Origin of the sequence: Paraburkholderia sp. BR10954 (genome assembly GCF_040965775.1) — a bacterium.
Taxonomy (GTDB): Bacteria; Pseudomonadota; Gammaproteobacteria; order Burkholderiales; family Burkholderiaceae; genus Paraburkholderia; species Paraburkholderia youngii.
Genome location: NZ_JBFRCK010000046.1, coordinates 1 through 17254 on the forward strand (window position 1 = coordinate 1; position 17254 = coordinate 17254).

Below are 17254 nucleotides of genomic sequence, written 5' to 3' on the forward strand. Positions count from 1 at the left end.
GGACGTGTTTTAATGGGGAGTAAAAATACAGGATTGTTCGGTCTGTCGAGCCGAACATGGTTTCGGACTCCCTGTTATCCAGGACTCCCCATAACACACGTAATGGAGCGCACTCCATTACGTGCCGGGACCGCCATTGCCCGAAGTGCCAGGCCAGTGCCGCACACCGCTGGCTCGAAGCACGTCAGGCCGATCTGCTGCCGGTCGAGTACTACCACGTCGTCTTCACGCTGCCCGCCGCCATCAGTGCGATCGCCTGGTACAACAAGCGGGTCATCTATGGCCTGCTGTTCGACATCGCCGCCGACACGCTGCGCACGATCGCCGCCGATCCCAGACACCTCGGCGCCCGGATCGGGGCCACGCTCATCCTGCACACCTGGGGCTCAGCACTCACGCATCACCCGCATGTGCACGGTATCGTACCCGGCGGCGGACTCGCGCCCGATGGCGAGCGCTGGATTGCGTGCCGGCCCGGCTTCTTCCTTCCGGTGCGCGTGCTCTCACGCCTGTTCCGGCGCCGCTTCCTCGACGCGCTCGAAGTGGCCCACCGGCATGGCCAGTTGCAGTTCTTCGGCGAGTACACCGGGCTCGCGGACCCCGCCACCTTTGCCCGGTGGCTGGCACCGCTGCGTACCTGCGAATGGGTGGTCTACGCCACGCGCCCGTTCGCCGGACCAAAGGCCGTGCTCGAGTACCTCTCACGCTACACGCACCGCGTTGCCATCTCCAACCAGCGCCTCGTCGCCTTCGACGAGCGCGGCGTGACGTTCCGCTGGAAGGAATACCGCGCGAAGGGGCGCACCCGCTACAAGACCATGACGCTCGAGGCCGGCGAATTCATGCGCCGCTTCCTGCTCCATGTCCTGCCCAGCGGCTTCCATCGTATCCGTCACTATGGACTGCTTGCCAACCCGGTGCGTCGAGCCAATCTCGCAAAGGTGCGCGAACTGCTGCATGTTGCACCCAGGCTCAGCCCGTCACCAGACGACGCTCTCATTGAACGCCGGCCCACCTTTATCTGCCACCACTGCGGCGCGCCAATGATCGTCATCGACATCCTCGCGCGCAGCGCCCCGATCCGGGCACCACCGATGCGACGGGGGCAGACATGAGCACCGCGGTTCCTCGATCTGCATGTCGAACGTCGGCTTCGCGTCAATGCGACCCACGAGCGGACGCTCGCGCACATCACTTCGCGACCTGCCTCGCGTGCCCGCGTCATCATCGCGATCGCACCTCAGCACCGCTTCGTCATCGCGTCAGTGCCCGTCCTGCATCCCGCCTGAACGCGCCGCATCCGGCACCGCTGAGCATCCTGGCCCATCAATCGCCATAGCCGCGAAGCTCCGGGCGCATCGGCGCGCCCCGCGGTTTCCTCCATCGAGATCCTATGTAGCAGAGAGTCGCGCAATCGGTGGATCGTAAAATCAGCCGTAGGAGCCTTACCCAAAGGAGAGGATCATGCGCACGGATCAGGCACGCACGACATATTCCGAAGCAGTCGTGCTCGCAGTTTCGCTGGAACTTGCGGCGGCAAAGTGGAAGATCGCGCTTCACGACGGCCAGCGCGAGAAGCCTGCGGTGCATACGGTAGCGCAGCCACATGCCGCCACTCGCCTGCAAGCCGTGTTGGACGTGATCGAACAACAGAAGCTGCAGTGGTCGCTACCTTTGGAGACACGCGTTGTGGCGAGTTACGAGGCCGGCCAGGACGCGTTCTGGATCTGCCGCGCTCTGCAGGCTCGCGGGATCGAATGTCATGTCGTCGATCCCGCGAGCATTCCCGTGGAGCGTCACAGGCGGCGCGCCAAGACGGACCGACTCGATGTTATCACGCTGGTCATCAATCTACGCGCGTGGCTGCGCGGCGAGCGCGATCGGATGCACGTGGTCCACGTGCCCTCACCACAGGACGAAGCGTCGCGCCAGCTGATGCGCGATCGCGGCGAATTGCAGAAGGAAGTGCTGCAGCACCGCGACCGCATGCGCAAATTACTGATCACGCTCGGCTGCTGGGATGAAGTCGATCACAAGCACTTCGCCGACCGCCTCGCCCGTGACGAAATCAGGTGCCACGACGGAGCGCCGCTGCCAATCGAATTACGCGAGCGGCTGCTGCGCGAGTGCGAACGGCTGGCGTTGGCCCAGCAGCAACTCGCGACGCTGGAGAAGACACGACAGGCAAGCGTGCCGGCATCTGCGCGCAAGCGATGCGATGACTGGCGCGCCTCAAAGGGATTGGCGAAGTGGGCGCGTCACGCCTCGCGCTTGAGCTATTCTGGCGGGAGTTTCACAACCGCCGCCAAGTGGGTGCCTGTGTCGGACTGGTGCCGCAGCCCTACGACAGCCGCCAAAGCCAGATCGACCAGGGCATCAGCAGGCAAGGCAACCGGCGGGTGCGCGCGTTACTGGTCGAGATGGCGTGGGAGTGGATCCGCTACCAGCCCGACAGTGCGCTGACGCAGTGGTTCAACCAGCGCACGCAGGGCACCGGCCCCAACCGCCGTGCGCGGCGCATTGCAATCGTCGCGGTGGCGCGGCGCCTCGCGATTGCGCTGTGGCACTACCTGAAGGATGGCGTAATACCCAAAGGGGCACAGTTGAAATCAATCTGAGTCGTGAGGGGGGGTCTCGCAACCGCGCAACGATGCAAGGGTCCGAAACGCCTCGCATCAGTTAATTTGAAGCGAACCATGCCCGTGAATAAGCCAGGTTACTTACGTAACCGATTCTCGAGATGGGGCATGGTCCTGGAAAAGCTCCAGCGTAACGCGCATGCAGGATGAGGCTGGCCACGCGCCAGCGGATAGAAGGTAGTGAGATTGCTGGATCGTCTCACGAGCGCAACGAACGGCTTCCACCCATAGCGAAGAGTAGACCTCAGCAATTGAGCAGCGATAGAGACCGGAAAGTTCGCCCCCTTCACGCTCCACGGCGGTCTCAGATCTGGAGGCGCTGAACTTCCGGCCAATGAGCTACCAGTCAACCGATCAAACACCTTGACAAACTTCTTCTCATAGAAGGCTTATTCGACGCCTGCCAACCCGCGCAGAGGCGCCATCACATCCCTGTGGCCGATGGCAGGCATCGAGTAACCCTTAACGGGAGTGTGAGTTCGCCGATCGAGGAAGCTGTCGTTCGGCTGGTCGGTGCCACGACCGTCAGCAATCCGCCTTATTGCTGACGTAGAACTCAGCCCGGCCCAATGTCGGCTGTGGCCGACGACTGCACATTGGGTATCGGGCGGATTTCGGAGTCGACCGGTCGTTCAAACGACCACCGCATGACACAGGCGAGCGGCAGAAAGTGGGCCGGTCAGCGACGCACGGGAATCCAGTTGCACCCCCGCCGCATTCGCTGTGACGAGCACCGTCAACAAAATCCACCTACCAATGGCCGTAAGCGCAAAGTTGTTGACATTTCCGCCTGACTCGCGAATCGCGATAGCTTCAGATCCTTGTGGTAAGCGTGTCGACGAGTCAGTTTACACTCGACGGGTCAACATAAGTCGCGCATGCCCTGATGCGTTTGCCGGCACGCACGCCGTTTTCCACGGTTCGCACCAATGTGCCGCGGCCGATGGTGGAAACGACAAACTGCATCGCCAGCGACGGCGTGGCAATGAGCGTCGTCACGCCGAGCCCATATGCGGCCGCGTGCTCGTCGACCTCTTCCAGCATGGTCTCGATATGCCGCGCAAGACTGCTGTTTTCGATGGTAGTGTTGGCCGATGAAATGTAGTGCGCGGGTTGGGCGAGGCCTTCATCCGCGACGCGGCGCACGGCTTCGAGCATGAGAATCGTCGCGCACGTCGAATCCTTGCCGCTGGCCGTGCCGCACAACGGATGGCCGGCACGGATCAGGCCCATGAGGACGGCGATTGCCGCCTCCATATTTTCAAGAATTTCATCAAACATGATTGGCTCCGGTTTGATGGAGCACGCCCCCTCGGGAGCGTGTCCCGTAGGGGTTAGTAAAGTCAGGCAGGGAGGGCCGATAATTCTTCGACCATCTGGCGGTAGGTAACAAGCCCCTGCTGGTGCTTCTGCATGATGGCTGCGCGGCGTACGCCCCGTGCCCATCGGTCGGTCGCTCCGATGCGATCGAGTGCTCCGGGATCGGTCACGCAGTAGCCCATGCGGAGCATTTCTTCGATCGCCTCGTTGAGGGAGTCGAAGCAAAGATGACCGATGAACCCGTCCAGGTCGAACTGCTGAATGCGCCAGGCCTTTGAGCCTGACGCATCCGGAAGTGCGAAAGCCCACGACTCGCGATCCGCCATACGGCACTCGATACCGGCTGGATGACCGTCATACGAAGACATGAGACGTTGATATGCGATCTGCAGCGGGCGAGCGATGTCACGCAAGTGACGCCCGAAATCCGCGGGAACCCGGGTAGATGCTGCGCAGACCCGCTCCCAGGAAGCAGAACGGTAACGACTGGCGTTGCGTTGAATGCTTTTCATGATGGCTCCAGTAGGACGGGAGCCTTCCCCTTGTGGGAGAAGCTCCCAAGGGGACAAAAAGAAGCCCGCGAGGCGGGCTGGTCGATGCGCCAGTGGCGCAGAAGATTCACACAGGGTAATTCCAGTGCGCGAGCGTGGCCATGGGAAAAGATGCGGAAAAAGTGGTCTCTTTCGACCGGAGACGACCCGCAACTCCGGCGCCGACTGCGCGAGCACCAAAAGAAATGCCCGTCGGGCGGACCCCAGGACGGGGACGCTCGACGGGCGGTTTCACGGTAGTACCGGTTAGCTGGTCCGGTATCCGAACCTCTCCAGATCGGGAAGACCGCCAATGGAATGGATAAACGCTTCAGCATCCACACCATTTTTCGCAGCCATGCCCCGAAATTCGCTAATCCTTTCCATTGCGTGCCTGATCGCCTCTTCCCGATCCTTCAGTTCCAGTGCCAGGAAATGGCCGTTCCCGCGCGCCAGCTGAACTCCCTGAAGCGCGGCTTCATGTTCACGCAACCGGCTCAGCGCCCACTTCACCCGGTCCCGGACATGATGAGGAACCGCGTTGTTCATGTCCGGCGAGTGAGGACCGCATGGATTGCGCAACACCCCGGCAAACTTCTGCAACATGGCTTCCTGCATCGGCACCGTGAACCTGCCATTCATCTGCACGGCGGCAACCCAGTCGTCGCCGTCCAGAAGATGATAGAAATTCGCGTCGCCGTCCGCTCTGACCCGGATGGTCGGAACAGGCTGCACACTGACCGGGGTCGACTGGCGATTCGCGATCCATTCGATCAGCGAAAGCTGATCGCGCCTCCAGTCAGTCTCATCGTGAGGGTACTCGAAGCGCTCGCAAAGCAGCCGGTGGAAGTTTTTGAACTCGTGGTCCGGCGATCGACAATCTCCGCTTTCCAGCACTCTGCGGCTCTCCAGCAGAGCGGTAGCCCCAAAGCGAGCGTCGAGCTCATGCCCTTCCTTCCGGATATGCTTCATCCATTCGGCGGCCGACGGCAGTTGAGATACGAGTTCGACGATGCGACCGTCGATGCCTGCGTGCGCATCGACAGAAGTATCGTTGAGAATCGCCGCCTGCAGATCGAACAGGAAGACCAGCGCGTCGACACCGTGGGCCTCAGCGACCGCTCCTAACGTTTCGACTGCGTTCAGCAGCTCGCGCATGAAGCGTGCGAACAGGCCTGCACGATGCATCGCCACGATTGCCGCTGTCGCAACGTCTGCGGCTTTGCCGGGATCATCAGCAGGAATTTCGGCCTCAGTGATCGCCTGTGAGTGAACGAGACTGCGCATGACATCGTCTAGAAAATCACTGCATGAGAAGGTCAATTTCGGCTCCTTAAAGAATGCCGGGCAGACCTCCCCAACCGGGAGGTCTGCCCGGTCGGGGTAAAGAAAATTTCGATGGCGGCAGTCAGGCGCGACGAAGTTGCCGGTCGAATGGCGACAGACTATTGGCTGGTACGCGCGTCGGATGTTTGTGAAGCGCAGCAAGCGACTGCTGTTCCCAGAGCAGGCATACAAGTGCAAGCATTGCCCCGATCACGGTTGCGGCTGCGATCTGTTTCTTCATGGTTACCTCCATGTTTGCGCGCGAAGCCCTGACGCTCTTTCGAGGCCGGGCTTCGCGAGATCAGGAACAGGTTTGCGGATGCGCGGCCGGGAAGACCAGGACGCGACCATCCTTGCAGAGAACAAAGTCGCCCGGCTCGCCTCGCGGCTTGCGGACAACGATCGCCGGTGCGGGCCTGGCCGGCTCAACGTGTGCCACGGGTTGAGTCGTGCACGCGCACAGTGACGAACTGCCTGCTGCGATGAGCAGCAACAACAGGTTTTGCATGGGATTCCTCGTTCTAAAAAAGACAAGGGAACGCCCCTGTGGGGACGTTCCCCACAGGGTCAAGAAATGAAGAGAAATGACGGCGCTCACGCAGCGAGCGCCTCGACGTCAATGACTGCATCCGCTTCCGCAACCAGATCAGGCGTCTGCGAGATGAAAAACTCCCGCTCGTACCCGCCTTGTCGCAGCACTTCCCGCTTCATCCGCATGAACTGCAGCTTGCGCTGCGGATCGAGCGGACCATCGGACTCGTCGCTGAACAGGGTCTGGTAGGGCTGGCCAGCATTGCTTGCCAGATACAGGGCGATGCCGCGCGTCAGGCACTCGTTGATCCAGACCTTCTGGCCGCCGGACATCACCGTGACTGCCTTGGTGCTGTCGTGATCGGCGTCATGCACGAGGATTTCGAACCCCTCGCGCAGTTCACCGCTCGCCAGCGCCCGCTGCGTCTGGATCTCGACCGTGAAGCGCATGCCGTAGCATGCGAGCAACAGGTCGTTCACCATCTTCGTGAGGGCGGGGCCCGCATCGTCGATCGTCAATGCAATCACGCCTTCGTTGCCGAGGCCTCTCGCGAGCAGCTTCCACTGGGCAATCTCATCGGAGATGCGGTTCGCACGCGACTGTGTCGCGTCGAATCCCGCAAGCTCCTTTGCGATCGACTGTCGCTCGACCTCACGCGTCGTCTGCGAGCGGATCATTGATTCGATCCGGGCATCGGCCGCGGTGATGGCTTCGCGGCACTGCGTTAGCTGCCGGTCGATATCGGCGATGGCACCGGTCACGTCGTCGACGCCGAGGCGTGCGACTTCCGCGTCCAGTTCCTTCGCTTCCTCCGACAGACGGGCCTGCTGCGCCTCGCGGCGTGCACGCAGCGTGGCTTCCTCGGTCTCGAGCGCGGCCAGTTCTTCACTGGCTTTGCCCAGACCCTCGGTTGCGGCATCAAGCAGCGGCTTGCGTGCGGCGAGATCGACAGCTTTCTGAAGGTCACGGCGCGCGGCCGCGATCGCATCGTTGACCGCCTTCAGCTCCGCCCGCCTGCCCGCAAGATGCTGCACCTGAGGCGTCAGCCGCGCGACCTCATCGCGTTTGGCACGAAACGTCGCACGCAGATTCGTGAGCGAAATGCGGTGCTCCTGAACCTGTACGTCCGCCTGACGGGCCTGCGCAAGCAAGGGACAGGTGTTGTGCATCGCATGACCGGCACAGGGCACGGTACTGATCACATTCGCCTGCTGTTCCAGCGACTTCAGGAGCGTCATCTTCGACGTGCCTTCCAACTCCAGACCGTTCAGACGGGAAGTTGCCGCGGTCAGCGCAAGCTGCTTCTCTTCGAGGGCAGAAATTTCCCTCTGGATCGGCTCGACACGCGCCTCCTCGCTCGCAATACGTGCCTGGGCGGTATCACGTGCCGTGGCGGCACCCAGAATCGCTTCACGTTGCGCAATCACTGCGTTGTGTTCCGCGATGGACGTGCGCAACGAAGCGCGCCGCTGGTTCAGGCGCTGTTCATCGGCGCGTGCGTCGGCTAAAAGCGCCTGCATGGCCGACGCGAGCTGGCTTCGCCGCGTGCCCAATTCCCTCAGTCGGGTCTGCGCACCGGCATTGGCAGTCTGCCTTGCAGCGAGAACGGCGCGCTGGTCGGTCAGGGTGGCTACCTTTGCGTTCAGCGTCTCCCGGCTCTCGCGAGTTGCGGCGACGGACTGTGCATCGGAAGCGATGGCCTGATCGATCTGCGCGACGCGATCGCGTTTGGATCCAAGCGCAACGAGTTGCTGTTGCGTGGTGTCGAGCGCGCGACTGAGCACCTTGGCGACGTCGGCGGCTTTCGCCGACAGCGTGCGCAGGTCATCGATATGCAGCAGTTCCGCGAGTAATGCCTTGATCTCGGTCGCACCATACGATGCGAGCGGACGCCGGTTCTGCGCAGAAAAGACGCTGGTAAAGAACGACTCCAGCGAGCCACACACCGACTCGACGCACAGGTCATAGGTTTCCGCCTTGCCATCAGAGACGGTACCGTCCCCAGACTGCATGGGCTGCCAGTTTCCGTCCGCGTCGCGCCAGGCCAGGTAGTACTCAGCCTTGCCCGTCTTGCCGGGCTTGCGGAATGCGAATGACGAGCGGTATCGCACAGCGCCATGCTCCCATTCGAACTCCTTGAGCGCGTGCACGCCGTAGACGTGGTCCCAGTAAGAGAACGCATCCACCGACACTTTCGCGGCCCGCGACGGCATGATCCGGTACGGATGGACGTTATCCATGATCGTGGACTTTCCCGCACCGTTCGGACCGGTCAACGCGATGAGGCCTGCCGGAAGCGATTCGAGATCGAGCGTGATGGTGTCGCGCTTCATGCCGTCACGAACACCAATAAAGCCCGTCAGCGTCAGTTTCAGTGGGCGCATGTCGGCACCTCCTGAAGCGGCGCATCGTACAGATAGTCCGATGGCAACCACGGCGCGTCATCGTCGTTGGAAAACATCCTTCCAACGATCGGATCAGGCACGTGCGCAGGCGGTTCAGCAGCCTTCGCAGCCGCCTGGGTGGCCACTCGGGCGGCCTCTTCCGCCGCCCTTTTTTCCAGTGACCCGTCGACGACTTCGCCAACGGTCCTGCAGACGGCGGCATAGACCGCGCTGGTACGCCGGATAAGCGCGTCCCAGTTGTCGACGCCCGTCAGCGCGAGCAACTCGCGTGAGCCCCACTGGTTTGCATAGCCCGTGTTGAACGACCACAGCAGGTTTTGCAACTGCACGTCGGGTACAACGGCCAGATCCGCCGTTGCCGCGTTGACGGCAGCAGTCAGGATCAGGAAGCGGTCCGACTGGGCAATGACAGCGCCGCGATGTTCTCCAAAGGGACGATGAAAAATGCTTGCGCGATAACCCGCGTGGTCGGTGAGGACCTTCTGGATCTCGCGCGGCGGGCGGTTGGCAGTGAAATGCCGGACCCATTGGGCGCCGGCGGGATAAAGACCAAACATGATGACACTCCACAGAAGATGGGCGGAGTGCATCCCCTGAAGGGATGAATCCCCGCCAGGGTTTAAACAGTTTGATTGACAACGCACCAAATCTAATTCAATGTTTCCATTATGGATAGATTTGTTGGCATCGGTGAAGCTGCGCGCTCGCTCGGAGTGTCAGTCACGACGCTGCGCCGATGGGAGGCATCGGGCCGTCTCACGGCTGAGCATACGGTCGGCGGACATCGCCGCTATGACCTCGCGAAGATCCGACCTGAGTTGTTTCGCGCCCCCGAAGAAGCCAGTCGCAAGACCATCGCGTATGCACGTGTCTCGAGTCACGATCAGAAAGACGACCTCCGGCGACAGAAGCAGGTCCTGGAGTTGTATTGCGCACAGCAGGGCTGGACGTTCGAGCTGATTGCTGATCTCGGCTCGGGCATGAACTACCACAAGAAGGGCCTCAAGCGCCTGCTCGACTCCATAATTGACGGCACGGTTGGACGCCTGGTCATCACGCACAAGGATCGTCTCCTGCGCTTCGGGGCAGAGTTGGTGTTCTCCATTTGCGAGGCGAAGAACGTCGAGGTGGTAATCCTCAACAAGGGGGCCGATTCGACATTCGAGGAGGACCTCGCGAAAGACGTGCTGGAGATCATCACGGTTTTCAGTGCGCGTCTGTACGGTGCGCGCTCACGCAAGAATCAGAAACTGCTCGACGGCGTGCGTCAGGCGGTCGAGAACGTTCAGCAATGATCCTCGGTCACCGAATCGCGCTCGATCCGAACAACGCTCAGGCGACGTACCTCGCGCGTGCGGCCGGCACGGCGCGTTTCGCGTACAACTGGGCGCTGGCCGAGTGGAAGCATCAATACGAGGCGCACAAGGCCGACCAAACACAGCCCAAGCCATCGCAAATGGCGCTGCGCCGACAACTCAACGCGGTCAAGCGCGAGCAGTTCCCGTGGATGCTCGACGTCACGAAGTGCGCCCCGCAGTTGGCGATCATCCAGCTCGGGGAAGCATTCAAGCGCTTCTTCTCGGGCCAGAATCGTTACCCGACACCCCGGAAGAAAGGCGTCGATGACCGCTTCAGCGTTTCGAACGATCAGTTCTCCGTCGATGGTTCGCGCATTCGCATCTCCAATCTGGGCTGGATGCGCATGCGCGAGCCGTTGCGTTTCAAAGGCAACCAATTTGAAGATCATGGCCGTGAGTTCCACGGTTTCAGCCTGTGGAGAGGAAGGCTCTGGCCGTCGTCGCAAGACGGCGGTGAAACCGGCCTCAGTGAAGCAGGAACCAGACAGCAAGCTCGCTGCATAGCTTTAGTCAGCTACGCAGCGGTTTGTATAGGTTCTGGAGAACGGTTATAGAAAAAGATGGATGCAGAAGACTGCGATCGATGCGTCAGGGACGCGGGTGAACCTTGTTCCAGAAGCCCGCGGTCCTGTCGTAGCGGGCGGGCTTCCGGAACACGACTGTGTTCCGCGCGAGAGTGCCATACGGGCCACTCTCACCATGGCGGCTAGGCCGCAAACATATCGTCGTTGAGCCAGTCGAGCGACGCCGGTGTCGCGGTCGCCTTCATATCAGTCCCGACCGGTGCGGCCGTGACTTCGTCCGTCGTCTCCAGCAATGCGGCGGGATGCGTGAGCACCGCGGCGAGCGCCGGCATTTCAGGCGGCATTTCAGGCGGCGATTCAGGCTGCGATTCGGGCCCGGAAGCGCGACTCGCGAGCACACCGGCCGCGATCGCTTCCACGTCGCCGGAGGCGAGCAGCTGCAACCGGTCCTGAAGCGGGCTGGCGTCAACGCTGGCCAGTTCGCACCAGCGTGCGAGCTTCCCCTCGACGGTCGTCTCCAGACTGATGCCTTGGGCACGGCTGCGAACCACCGGCAATACGCGCGACTCGACCTTCAGACCGGCGGCGCCAGAAAACAGCGCCTTGATCGCCTCACGATCGACTACCTGACGATGCTCCTCATCGACCTGCCAGCGCACGCGCACGAACTTGTCGGCCGCGTCCGCGGCGAGCTCCTGAAGCTTTGCCATGTCCGGTGGCCCGTCGAAGTCAATGCAGATCATCTGTCGCGAAGGCGTTGCGACGAGCGTGGCTGACGCGCTGCCCGGTTCAACGTCCCACGACAGATAGCCCTTCTCGCCCTCTTCACCGTAGTGAAACCGGCCAATCGAGCCAGGATATGCGACCAGCCTGCCGTCGCGTTCCCACTGCTGCTCCTTGTGGATGTGGCCGAGCATGAAGCCATCGCATTCGGCTTCGAACAACGCCGTGAGCGAGAACTCATGATCGAAGCCCGCCATCGTCACGCCGTGCTCGGTCGTGCAGCCGTTGACCGTGCCGTGCGAGACACCCACCGTGCGAATCCCCGCTGCGCGAAGCTGCCTGTTCACCCGGCCCGCCGCCGCCAGATATGCGGCGAGCACATCGCCCAGTCCCGTACCGGCCTCGAGCGCGCCAACGCTCGCAGCCAGTTGGCCCTTGTTGACCGTGGGCAGGCTGGTGAACACCACTTCGGGCATGACGCCGATGAACTGACGCAGTTCGTCATCCGAGAAGACAGGTCCCTTCGATGCCCAGAAACGCCCATCGACGAGCGCGACCTGAGACACGCGATCCGCAACGTGGATCTGATGAACGCCGCCCATGAGGGCGAAGTTATCCAGTGTGCCCGGAGGCTCGTGCGAGAACGTGCCCTGCAACATCAGCACAGGCATCGCGTTGGCGAGCCGGTGAATCTGGGTCGCGAGCGCGTGCAACGCCGGCGCATGCGCATCGAGCCGGTGATCGGTCGAGTCGCCGGAAATGACGCCAACGTGAGCGCCGCCGTCGATCGCGTTGCCGACAGCGAAACTGAAACAACGGTTGGACTCCGCCAGATTGTCCGGCGCGTAATGCAGGTCAGAAAAATGTGCGAATCTCACTTTCGCCTCCAGCAACGAAAAAGGCCGCCATACGGCAGCCAATATTGGAATGCGCGCCCGGATGGACGCAGGGGTATGGAGAGAGCCAGCCCCGAAGGGCTGGCGGAAGGTTGTGGAAGGGATGAAGCCGGTCAGTCGAAGAACGTCGTCTGCCTGGTCGCCGCGATCTCGCGATCGAGTGCTGCGCGATCAGTCAGTGCCTTCTCCAGACGCTCGTTCATGCTGTCGACATCCTGCGGCCGCTCGACCCATCCACGTCCATAGGTGGTGTGCGCAAAGACCCGGAAATCTTCCTTCCGGTTTTCCGCGCTTAACCCGAGACGCTTCAGCAGGTCCGACATACGGTCCAGGTTGTCGGCGAGCGTTTCGACTGCATCGTCCGCGCTGCCGTCAGTTTGCGATGACGGCGCGTTGGGATGTGCATGGCCTGCTTCAGCCCCGCCTGCAACCTGTACCGGCTGTTGCTGCCCGGATGCCTGTTGGTCTGCCATCGGGTCGCTGTCGTCGACAGAGCTCTCACCGCGCGTTCCCTCATCAGCAACGGCGACTGGAAAGCCACCGCCAAGGGGAACAACGTTGCCACCGGCCTCGAGCAGTGCGACAGCCTGGCCAGCCGCTTCGATTGCCGGCACCGCATCATCGGCGCCGTCGAGCAGCGCACCGATGTCGATGTCGGCGTCGAGAACGGTGAGCAGCTGCTTTGCCCGAACCGCTTCGCCGTTTTCGTTGATGCGCGTGATGTCGAACTCGCGCTTCGTGATCCAGAATCGCGTCCCGGTCAGTTTGCCTCTGGCAAGCTGCACGGTCTGCATGGCCGAATAAGCCTTCTGAAGCACGTAGATCGAATTCGTCGGCAACTCGATGAGGCCCAGCCCCTTGATGTCCGGCACAGCGAAGATGAAACTCGCTGACAGGTTGCAATGTCGCGCCTGATACTGCGGACACTGTTCGGGGTCACAGATGCCATCAGGAATCGCTTCATCCTGCCGCCGGATCACGGTGCGGCCGCCGAAGTGGCGAATTGCGCGTTGCGCCCGCTGATCCCGCTCCATCTTCGCGTACGTCATGCAATAGCGGATGCTATCGCGTTCGTACTGCGAGAAGAACTTGCGACCATTGGCGCCGTACACGGCCATCTGGTTGGGCAGGTTCTGCATCCAGTCGTTGAACGCGAACAGCACTGGAAAGCGATAGAGCTTGAGTCCCTCGCCGCGATCCTCGCCATACAGCCTGAGGATTTCGTCGGCGACGGCCGGATTGGTGAAGTCCGAGCGGCGACACGTGAAATACGGTGTGTTTTTCGGCGCGAGTGCGTTTTTCAGGTTGCACTTCGATTCGATCACCTTGCCGATCGTGTCGAACGAATCACCCGCCGCAACCATGTCGTTGTAGATCTCAACGGCGCGGCTGTTGGCTCGGGCTTTCGATGTGAGCACCTTGATGCCGGGCCGGATGTGTCCGATCACCGGCGGGCGCAAGGCCCGTTCTTCAACGACACTGCGCACAGGGCCGTTGAGCATGCTGGGAACTGCATTCATAAGGGTTTTCTCGCAAGGAAAAAGATCGCTGTGGTGCGCAACTCGCTGGCGGACTGCTCCAGTTCGTGCGCCGCCGCCTCGCCGCGGCGTTCAGCAACATGTGAAAGAAAAACGCGGCGCTCGGGATCGCTGAACGTCGCGAACCGTGCTACCTCGCACCGCGTGCGCCATGCTGGCGATGCGGTATCTGCAGATGCGCGTTCCTGGGCGATCGTGTCGCTGATCGCCTGGGCAATGCGCTGGTCAAGACGGTCGGGAAGCATGGAAGACCTCCATACGGGACAGGAACTGAAGGACGAAAAAAAAAAGCGCGTTCCTCGGTCAGAGGAGCGCGCTTCGGGATTCGGATGAAATGACCCGAGCGCCACAACCCTTCTGGGGTCGTGGCGCTCGGGGAGCCGGGAGGCTCACAGTCGGGAACGTTAGGTCGTTCCCGCGCAGCATGGTCACGCTGCGCAACAGCCCATTTTCGGAAAATTCATTCCGCCGCAGGATCACGGTTCAGTCCACTACGATCGTTCTACCCAGACGGGCTCTGGAGAGAGAACACCCGAATGATCCGGGTCCGAACGATGTCGCGGCGCAAATGAATGCGGCCGGCGACGAGTTTTATGACTGAATGAATGGGGAGCGCGGGCGAGGCGCTCATCAGCAGAAGATTCCACACCAGTTGCCGGCTGGTCGGAGCATGCACAAGGGCACGACTTGGGACAGAAGATGGACTCCGGGCTAGCCGGGTCAGTGTCGATGCGTCACGGACGCGAGAAGTAGAGTCAGTATTGCGCAAAACCCAGCCGCAAATCCCCCGAAAGATCACGAAAACGGCATAGCTTTTGACCGTATATCGCCTGACATGCGCCCGCAAAATGGCCGGTGAGAGAGACCACCCTGAATAATCCCATGGCCGCAGTTCTTGAACAGACACAGGAGCCGGACCCGCGTCCAGACATAGCACCGGATGCTCCAGCTATGGCTGTCGCCCCGCCAACTGAACAGTCAACGCCTGCCGTACCCGGTAGCGGGTTGAAGCCCATCGAACGCCTCACGAGCGATTCGCGAATTGCGCGCGTTAACGCAGAGTCGGATGCGAAAACCGTGCTGCGCTATTCGTCGCTGTTCGCGCGGAACTACATTCGTTCCGACTACAACTTTTGCGCGTCGAAGATCGCGGTCGCGCGAGGGGGAAAAGTGCGCGCACTCGAGACGGCGTTGCGGGAGACTTCAGAGTGGTTGCGCAAGACGGAGCAATGGCTGCTGCGCCATGAAGCCCGCCCGATCGAGTTGCCACATGACCTGATCGAGCTGACGATCACCCGCCCTCTGGCCGGGTTGCTGGTCCGGTGCCTCACGCAGTACGACCGCGTGTATGCGCGCGCAACCGAACGCGTAGTCAGCAGCAAGATCACAGGTGAGGAACGCGCCCGCATCCTCAACAACGCCGAGCGCAGGCTCAAACATATCGTGCAGATCTGCATGCCGGACAACGATCAGTACGACTTCGACGGCGAGCGGCGCGAGCAGTAACGCCCGCCCTTCCAGAGCAGACCCGGAAAGCCCCATCGCGACTTGACATCGCCGCTGGTTGGCTACGCTCGAACTGTCACAGGAGAGAGATATGAATCTAAGGGAAATTCAGGCGCTGCACGCGCAGTACAGCACGCAGCCGGTAATCATCGACCTTGCTAGTCATACGGCAGCCATGCCCGCCCTGCCTGCGCCGGACCGCGTTCCGCTCGCCCGCACTCGCGCTGTTGAACTTGCGGCTGTGCTACGCAAGGCCGGCAAGCCTGCAGTCCTCGCGCTTGCTATTGCCGCTTTAGCTGCAGGCGGTGGAGTAAGCGCCGCGCGTATCTGGCGCGCGATGCATGAGATGGTCGTGGCGCCGAAAGTGCCGGTCGCACCCAACCCGGCGAAGCCGTCTCCGGTTCCTGCTGGCAACTCCAACGGTACGATGCCGATCGACGTGGCGCCCGCACGTCCGCTTGTGTCGAGTGACCTCGACACGCACAGACCGGTGGCTCAGTCCGCACTCGCGGGCGTCGATGCCCGCACTCTCGCTTCTCAATCGGTTCTACCGGCTGCTCCAGCCTCCCAGGCTCCGCATGCTTCTGCCGTAAGCGCAGCAGCATCCCCCATTCGGATGCAGCGATCTTCGCCGGCCGCTACTTCTGTCAATGGGATTGCGTCGCCGTCGCCTGCAACAGAGCCCTCCAAACTTGCGCCGAAGGTGACCGATGCCCCGAATAACAACCAGCCGGCGGCCACGCCCCCAGTTGTGCCCGCCACAACGCAGCCGAAAGCGGTTCCCGGCGGATCGGCGCAGGATGCTCCGAGAGCCGAGTCGCGCGCTGTCCTGCGTCCTCTGCATCGCCTTACCCACCACGCGGCGGCCACTGCAAACAGCGATATCGCCGAGCCGGCCGCTCCAGCGCAACCCAAAGCACAGCCCTCAAAGTCGGGCGATGTGCAGCTATTCTGATGAGGCGACCGATGAAGCAACAGCCGCTTAATGTCACGCTCCTGTCCGCGGGGCTATCGATCCACGGTGACGTCATCCTCGATCACGGTATGAGTAACTTCGGCATCGTGGACGGGAATGTCGTTTCAAGTTCCGGCCTCGTCCACATCGGCCCGGGAGGCATGGTGAAGGGTCAGGTCGAAGGCGAGTATGTCAGGGTGGATGGAACCGTCGAAGGCGACGTCCAGGCCCGCGGCGCTCTAGAGATCAATGGCCGCGTGATAGGCAACGTCTACTACTACGGGACGATCCGTCTCGGCCCGCGTGCGTCACTTGAAGGGCAGGTCAAGCGCAGGAGCGATCTGACGATAGAGAACGCTGCAAGCAACGTTCAGCAGTTGTCACGCGCCGCATCGAACTCCTGATGATGCGCCTAGGTACATTTTTCAACCAGAAGAGTTCCATGATGCACTCTATCAGCAGGGTTATTAGCCCTTTCCTCGTTGCCGGCGCGTTCATGGCCAGCGCACAAGCCGAAACAGCGCCAGTTCAAGAGCGGCTCGACGCAGCGCTCTACAAGGACGGCGTTCAGATCGTGACTGGCACATCGATTATTGGCAACGATGGTAAAGCCGCCTTTGTCATTTCGAACGGCGAGAACATCGGCTACGGTCATTGTACGAAGGTTGGCAACACGACCACTCTTAGGAGCGAGAGCGCCTTTGTCGGCCGCGCCCTCTTTATCGCACCGGCCATGGTCGACGGGAACAAGGCGATGGTTTCGGTCAGCGTTCAGGACACGGAATTCGTCGGCAAATCCGAAGACGGGCCAGCCGACTGTCGTTCCGAAGTCGCGAATAAGAAGGGTTTGATCGTCGAAAAACGCAACGTGGTGGTCGCAGACGGCCAGACAATCGACGTGCCGCTAGGCGACTCTCACTATCGACTTGTCCTGAAGCTGCACAATGTGGCTCTTTAATCGCTGACGAAAATTCAGCCCGGAAAGGGCAACAACACAAGGGG

Annotated in this window: 15 protein-coding genes and 2 pseudogenes; 7 read left to right on the forward strand and 10 right to left on the reverse strand. The window is 61.5% G+C overall.

The window, feature by feature from the left end; all coding sequences use genetic code 11:
- Positions 1–113: 113 nt before the first annotated feature.
- Positions 114–1115: pseudogene (locus AB4Y34_RS36420) on the forward strand (IS91 family transposase); the annotation flags it as partial.
- Positions 1116–1464: 349 nt separating this feature from the next.
- A pseudogene (locus tag AB4Y34_RS36425) lies at positions 1465–2618 on the forward strand (IS110 family transposase).
- Between the two features lie 864 nt (positions 2619–3482).
- On the opposite strand, the gene AB4Y34_RS36430 reads toward AB4Y34_RS36425, so the two are convergent.
- From AB4Y34_RS36430 to AB4Y34_RS36460, 7 genes are all read right to left on the reverse strand, one after another.
- Positions 3483–3920 carry a hypothetical protein gene (locus AB4Y34_RS36430; RefSeq protein WP_368718769.1) on the reverse strand — a complete coding sequence of 146 codons (438 nt, stop codon included), beginning with the start codon at positions 3918–3920 and terminating at the stop codon, positions 3483–3485.
- A gap of 62 nt (positions 3921–3982) precedes the next feature.
- Positions 3983–4471 (reverse strand): hypothetical protein, encoded by a 489-nt coding sequence (locus AB4Y34_RS36435; RefSeq protein ID WP_176369552.1) that lies wholly within the window; start codon positions 4469–4471, stop codon positions 3983–3985.
- Between the two features lie 285 nt (positions 4472–4756).
- On the reverse strand, positions 4757–5812 hold the full coding sequence (locus AB4Y34_RS36440) for a hypothetical protein (RefSeq protein ID WP_368718770.1): 1056 nt from the start codon (positions 5810–5812) through the stop codon (positions 4757–4759).
- 85 nt (positions 5813–5897) lie between these two features.
- On the reverse strand, positions 5898–6056 hold the full coding sequence (locus AB4Y34_RS36445; RefSeq protein WP_368718771.1) for a hypothetical protein: 159 nt from the start codon (positions 6054–6056) through the stop codon (positions 5898–5900).
- A 60-nt stretch (positions 6057–6116) separates the two neighbouring features.
- Positions 6117–6323, reverse strand: coding sequence for a hypothetical protein (locus AB4Y34_RS36450; protein ID WP_176369555.1), 207 nt, complete (start codon positions 6321–6323; stop codon positions 6117–6119).
- Positions 6324–6409: 86 nt separating this feature from the next.
- Positions 6410–8731 carry an SMC family ATPase gene (locus AB4Y34_RS36455; protein WP_368718772.1) on the reverse strand — a complete coding sequence of 774 codons (2322 nt, stop codon included), beginning with the start codon at positions 8729–8731 and terminating at the stop codon, positions 6410–6412.
- Positions 8719–9309, reverse strand: a complete 591-nt coding sequence (locus tag AB4Y34_RS36460) for a hypothetical protein (protein WP_368718773.1) — start codon at positions 9307–9309, stop codon at positions 8719–8721. The genes AB4Y34_RS36455 and AB4Y34_RS36460 overlap by 13 nt, the downstream gene beginning before the upstream one ends.
- A 111-nt stretch (positions 9310–9420) precedes the next feature.
- Here AB4Y34_RS36460 and AB4Y34_RS36465 point away from each other — a divergent pair, with 111 nt between their 5' ends.
- Both AB4Y34_RS36465 and AB4Y34_RS36470 read left to right on the forward strand, forming a co-directional pair.
- On the forward strand, positions 9421–10047 hold the full coding sequence (locus AB4Y34_RS36465) for an IS607 family transposase (RefSeq protein ID WP_368718774.1): 627 nt from the start codon (positions 9421–9423) through the stop codon (positions 10045–10047).
- A complete protein-coding gene (locus AB4Y34_RS36470) occupies positions 10044–10664 on the forward strand; it encodes an RNA-guided endonuclease InsQ/TnpB family protein (RefSeq protein WP_368718775.1) in 621 nt (206 codons plus the stop codon). The genes AB4Y34_RS36465 and AB4Y34_RS36470 overlap by 4 nt, the downstream gene beginning before the upstream one ends.
- 152 nt (positions 10665–10816) lie before the next feature.
- Here the strand turns inward: AB4Y34_RS36470 and AB4Y34_RS36475 are convergent, their stop codons facing one another.
- The 3 genes from AB4Y34_RS36475 to AB4Y34_RS36485 form a co-directional block, all read right to left on the reverse strand.
- Positions 10817–12235, reverse strand: coding sequence for an exonuclease SbcCD subunit D (locus AB4Y34_RS36475; RefSeq protein ID WP_368718776.1), 1419 nt, complete (start codon positions 12233–12235; stop codon positions 10817–10819).
- Positions 12236–12366: 131 nt separating this feature from the next.
- The gene (locus AB4Y34_RS36480) at positions 12367–13773 is read right to left on the reverse strand and encodes a hypothetical protein (RefSeq protein WP_176369560.1); all 1407 of its coding nucleotides are present in this window, start codon (positions 13771–13773) and stop codon (positions 12367–12369) included.
- Positions 13770–14036, reverse strand: coding sequence for a hypothetical protein (locus AB4Y34_RS36485; RefSeq protein ID WP_176369561.1), 267 nt, complete (start codon positions 14034–14036; stop codon positions 13770–13772). The genes AB4Y34_RS36480 and AB4Y34_RS36485 overlap by 4 nt, the downstream gene beginning before the upstream one ends.
- Before the next feature lie 637 nt (positions 14037–14673).
- Between AB4Y34_RS36485 and AB4Y34_RS36490 the strand changes: the two genes are divergently transcribed.
- The 3 genes from AB4Y34_RS36490 (at position 14674) to AB4Y34_RS36500 (ending at position 17210) form a co-directional block, all read left to right on the forward strand.
- Positions 14674–15297 (forward strand): DUF1845 domain-containing protein, encoded by a 624-nt coding sequence (locus AB4Y34_RS36490; RefSeq protein WP_176369562.1) that lies wholly within the window; start codon positions 14674–14676, stop codon positions 15295–15297.
- 966 nt (positions 15298–16263) lie between these two features.
- Positions 16264–16656 carry a polymer-forming cytoskeletal protein gene (locus tag AB4Y34_RS36495; RefSeq protein WP_176369563.1) on the forward strand — a complete coding sequence of 131 codons (393 nt, stop codon included), beginning with the start codon at positions 16264–16266 and terminating at the stop codon, positions 16654–16656.
- A gap of 38 nt (positions 16657–16694) precedes the next feature.
- Positions 16695–17210 (forward strand): hypothetical protein, encoded by a 516-nt coding sequence (locus AB4Y34_RS36500; RefSeq protein ID WP_176369564.1) that lies wholly within the window; start codon positions 16695–16697, stop codon positions 17208–17210.
- The last annotated feature ends 44 nt before the right edge of the window (positions 17211–17254 follow it).

Coding starts and splice junctions, on each gene's coding strand:
- AB4Y34_RS36430 (WP_368718769.1), bottom strand. CDS start 3,920: ATGTTTGATGAAATTCTTGAAAATATGGAGGCGGCAATCGCCGTCCTC.
- AB4Y34_RS36435 (WP_176369552.1), bottom strand. CDS start 4,471: ATGAAAAGCATTCAACGCAACGCCAGTCGTTACCGTTCTGCTTCCTGG.
- AB4Y34_RS36445 (WP_368718771.1), bottom strand. CDS start 6,056: ATGAAGAAACAGATCGCAGCCGCAACCGTGATCGGGGCAATGCTTGCA.
- AB4Y34_RS36450 (WP_176369555.1), bottom strand. CDS start 6,323: ATGCAAAACCTGTTGTTGCTGCTCATCGCAGCAGGCAGTTCGTCACTG.
- AB4Y34_RS36455 (WP_368718772.1), bottom strand. CDS start 8,731: ATGCGCCCACTGAAACTGACGCTGACGGGCTTTATTGGTGTTCGTGAC.
- AB4Y34_RS36460 (WP_368718773.1), bottom strand. CDS start 9,309: ATGTTTGGTCTTTATCCCGCCGGCGCCCAATGGGTCCGGCATTTCACT.
- AB4Y34_RS36465 (WP_368718774.1), top strand. CDS start 9,421: ATGGATAGATTTGTTGGCATCGGTGAAGCTGCGCGCTCGCTCGGAGTG.
- AB4Y34_RS36470 (WP_368718775.1), top strand. CDS start 10,044: ATGATCCTCGGTCACCGAATCGCGCTCGATCCGAACAACGCTCAGGCG.
- AB4Y34_RS36480 (WP_176369560.1), bottom strand. CDS start 13,773: ATGAATGCAGTTCCCAGCATGCTCAACGGCCCTGTGCGCAGTGTCGTT.
- AB4Y34_RS36485 (WP_176369561.1), bottom strand. CDS start 14,036: ATGCTTCCCGACCGTCTTGACCAGCGCATTGCCCAGGCGATCAGCGAC.
- AB4Y34_RS36490 (WP_176369562.1), top strand. CDS start 14,674: ATGGCCGCAGTTCTTGAACAGACACAGGAGCCGGACCCGCGTCCAGAC.
- AB4Y34_RS36495 (WP_176369563.1), top strand. CDS start 16,264: ATGAAGCAACAGCCGCTTAATGTCACGCTCCTGTCCGCGGGGCTATCG.
- AB4Y34_RS36500 (WP_176369564.1), top strand. CDS start 16,695: ATGATGCACTCTATCAGCAGGGTTATTAGCCCTTTCCTCGTTGCCGGC.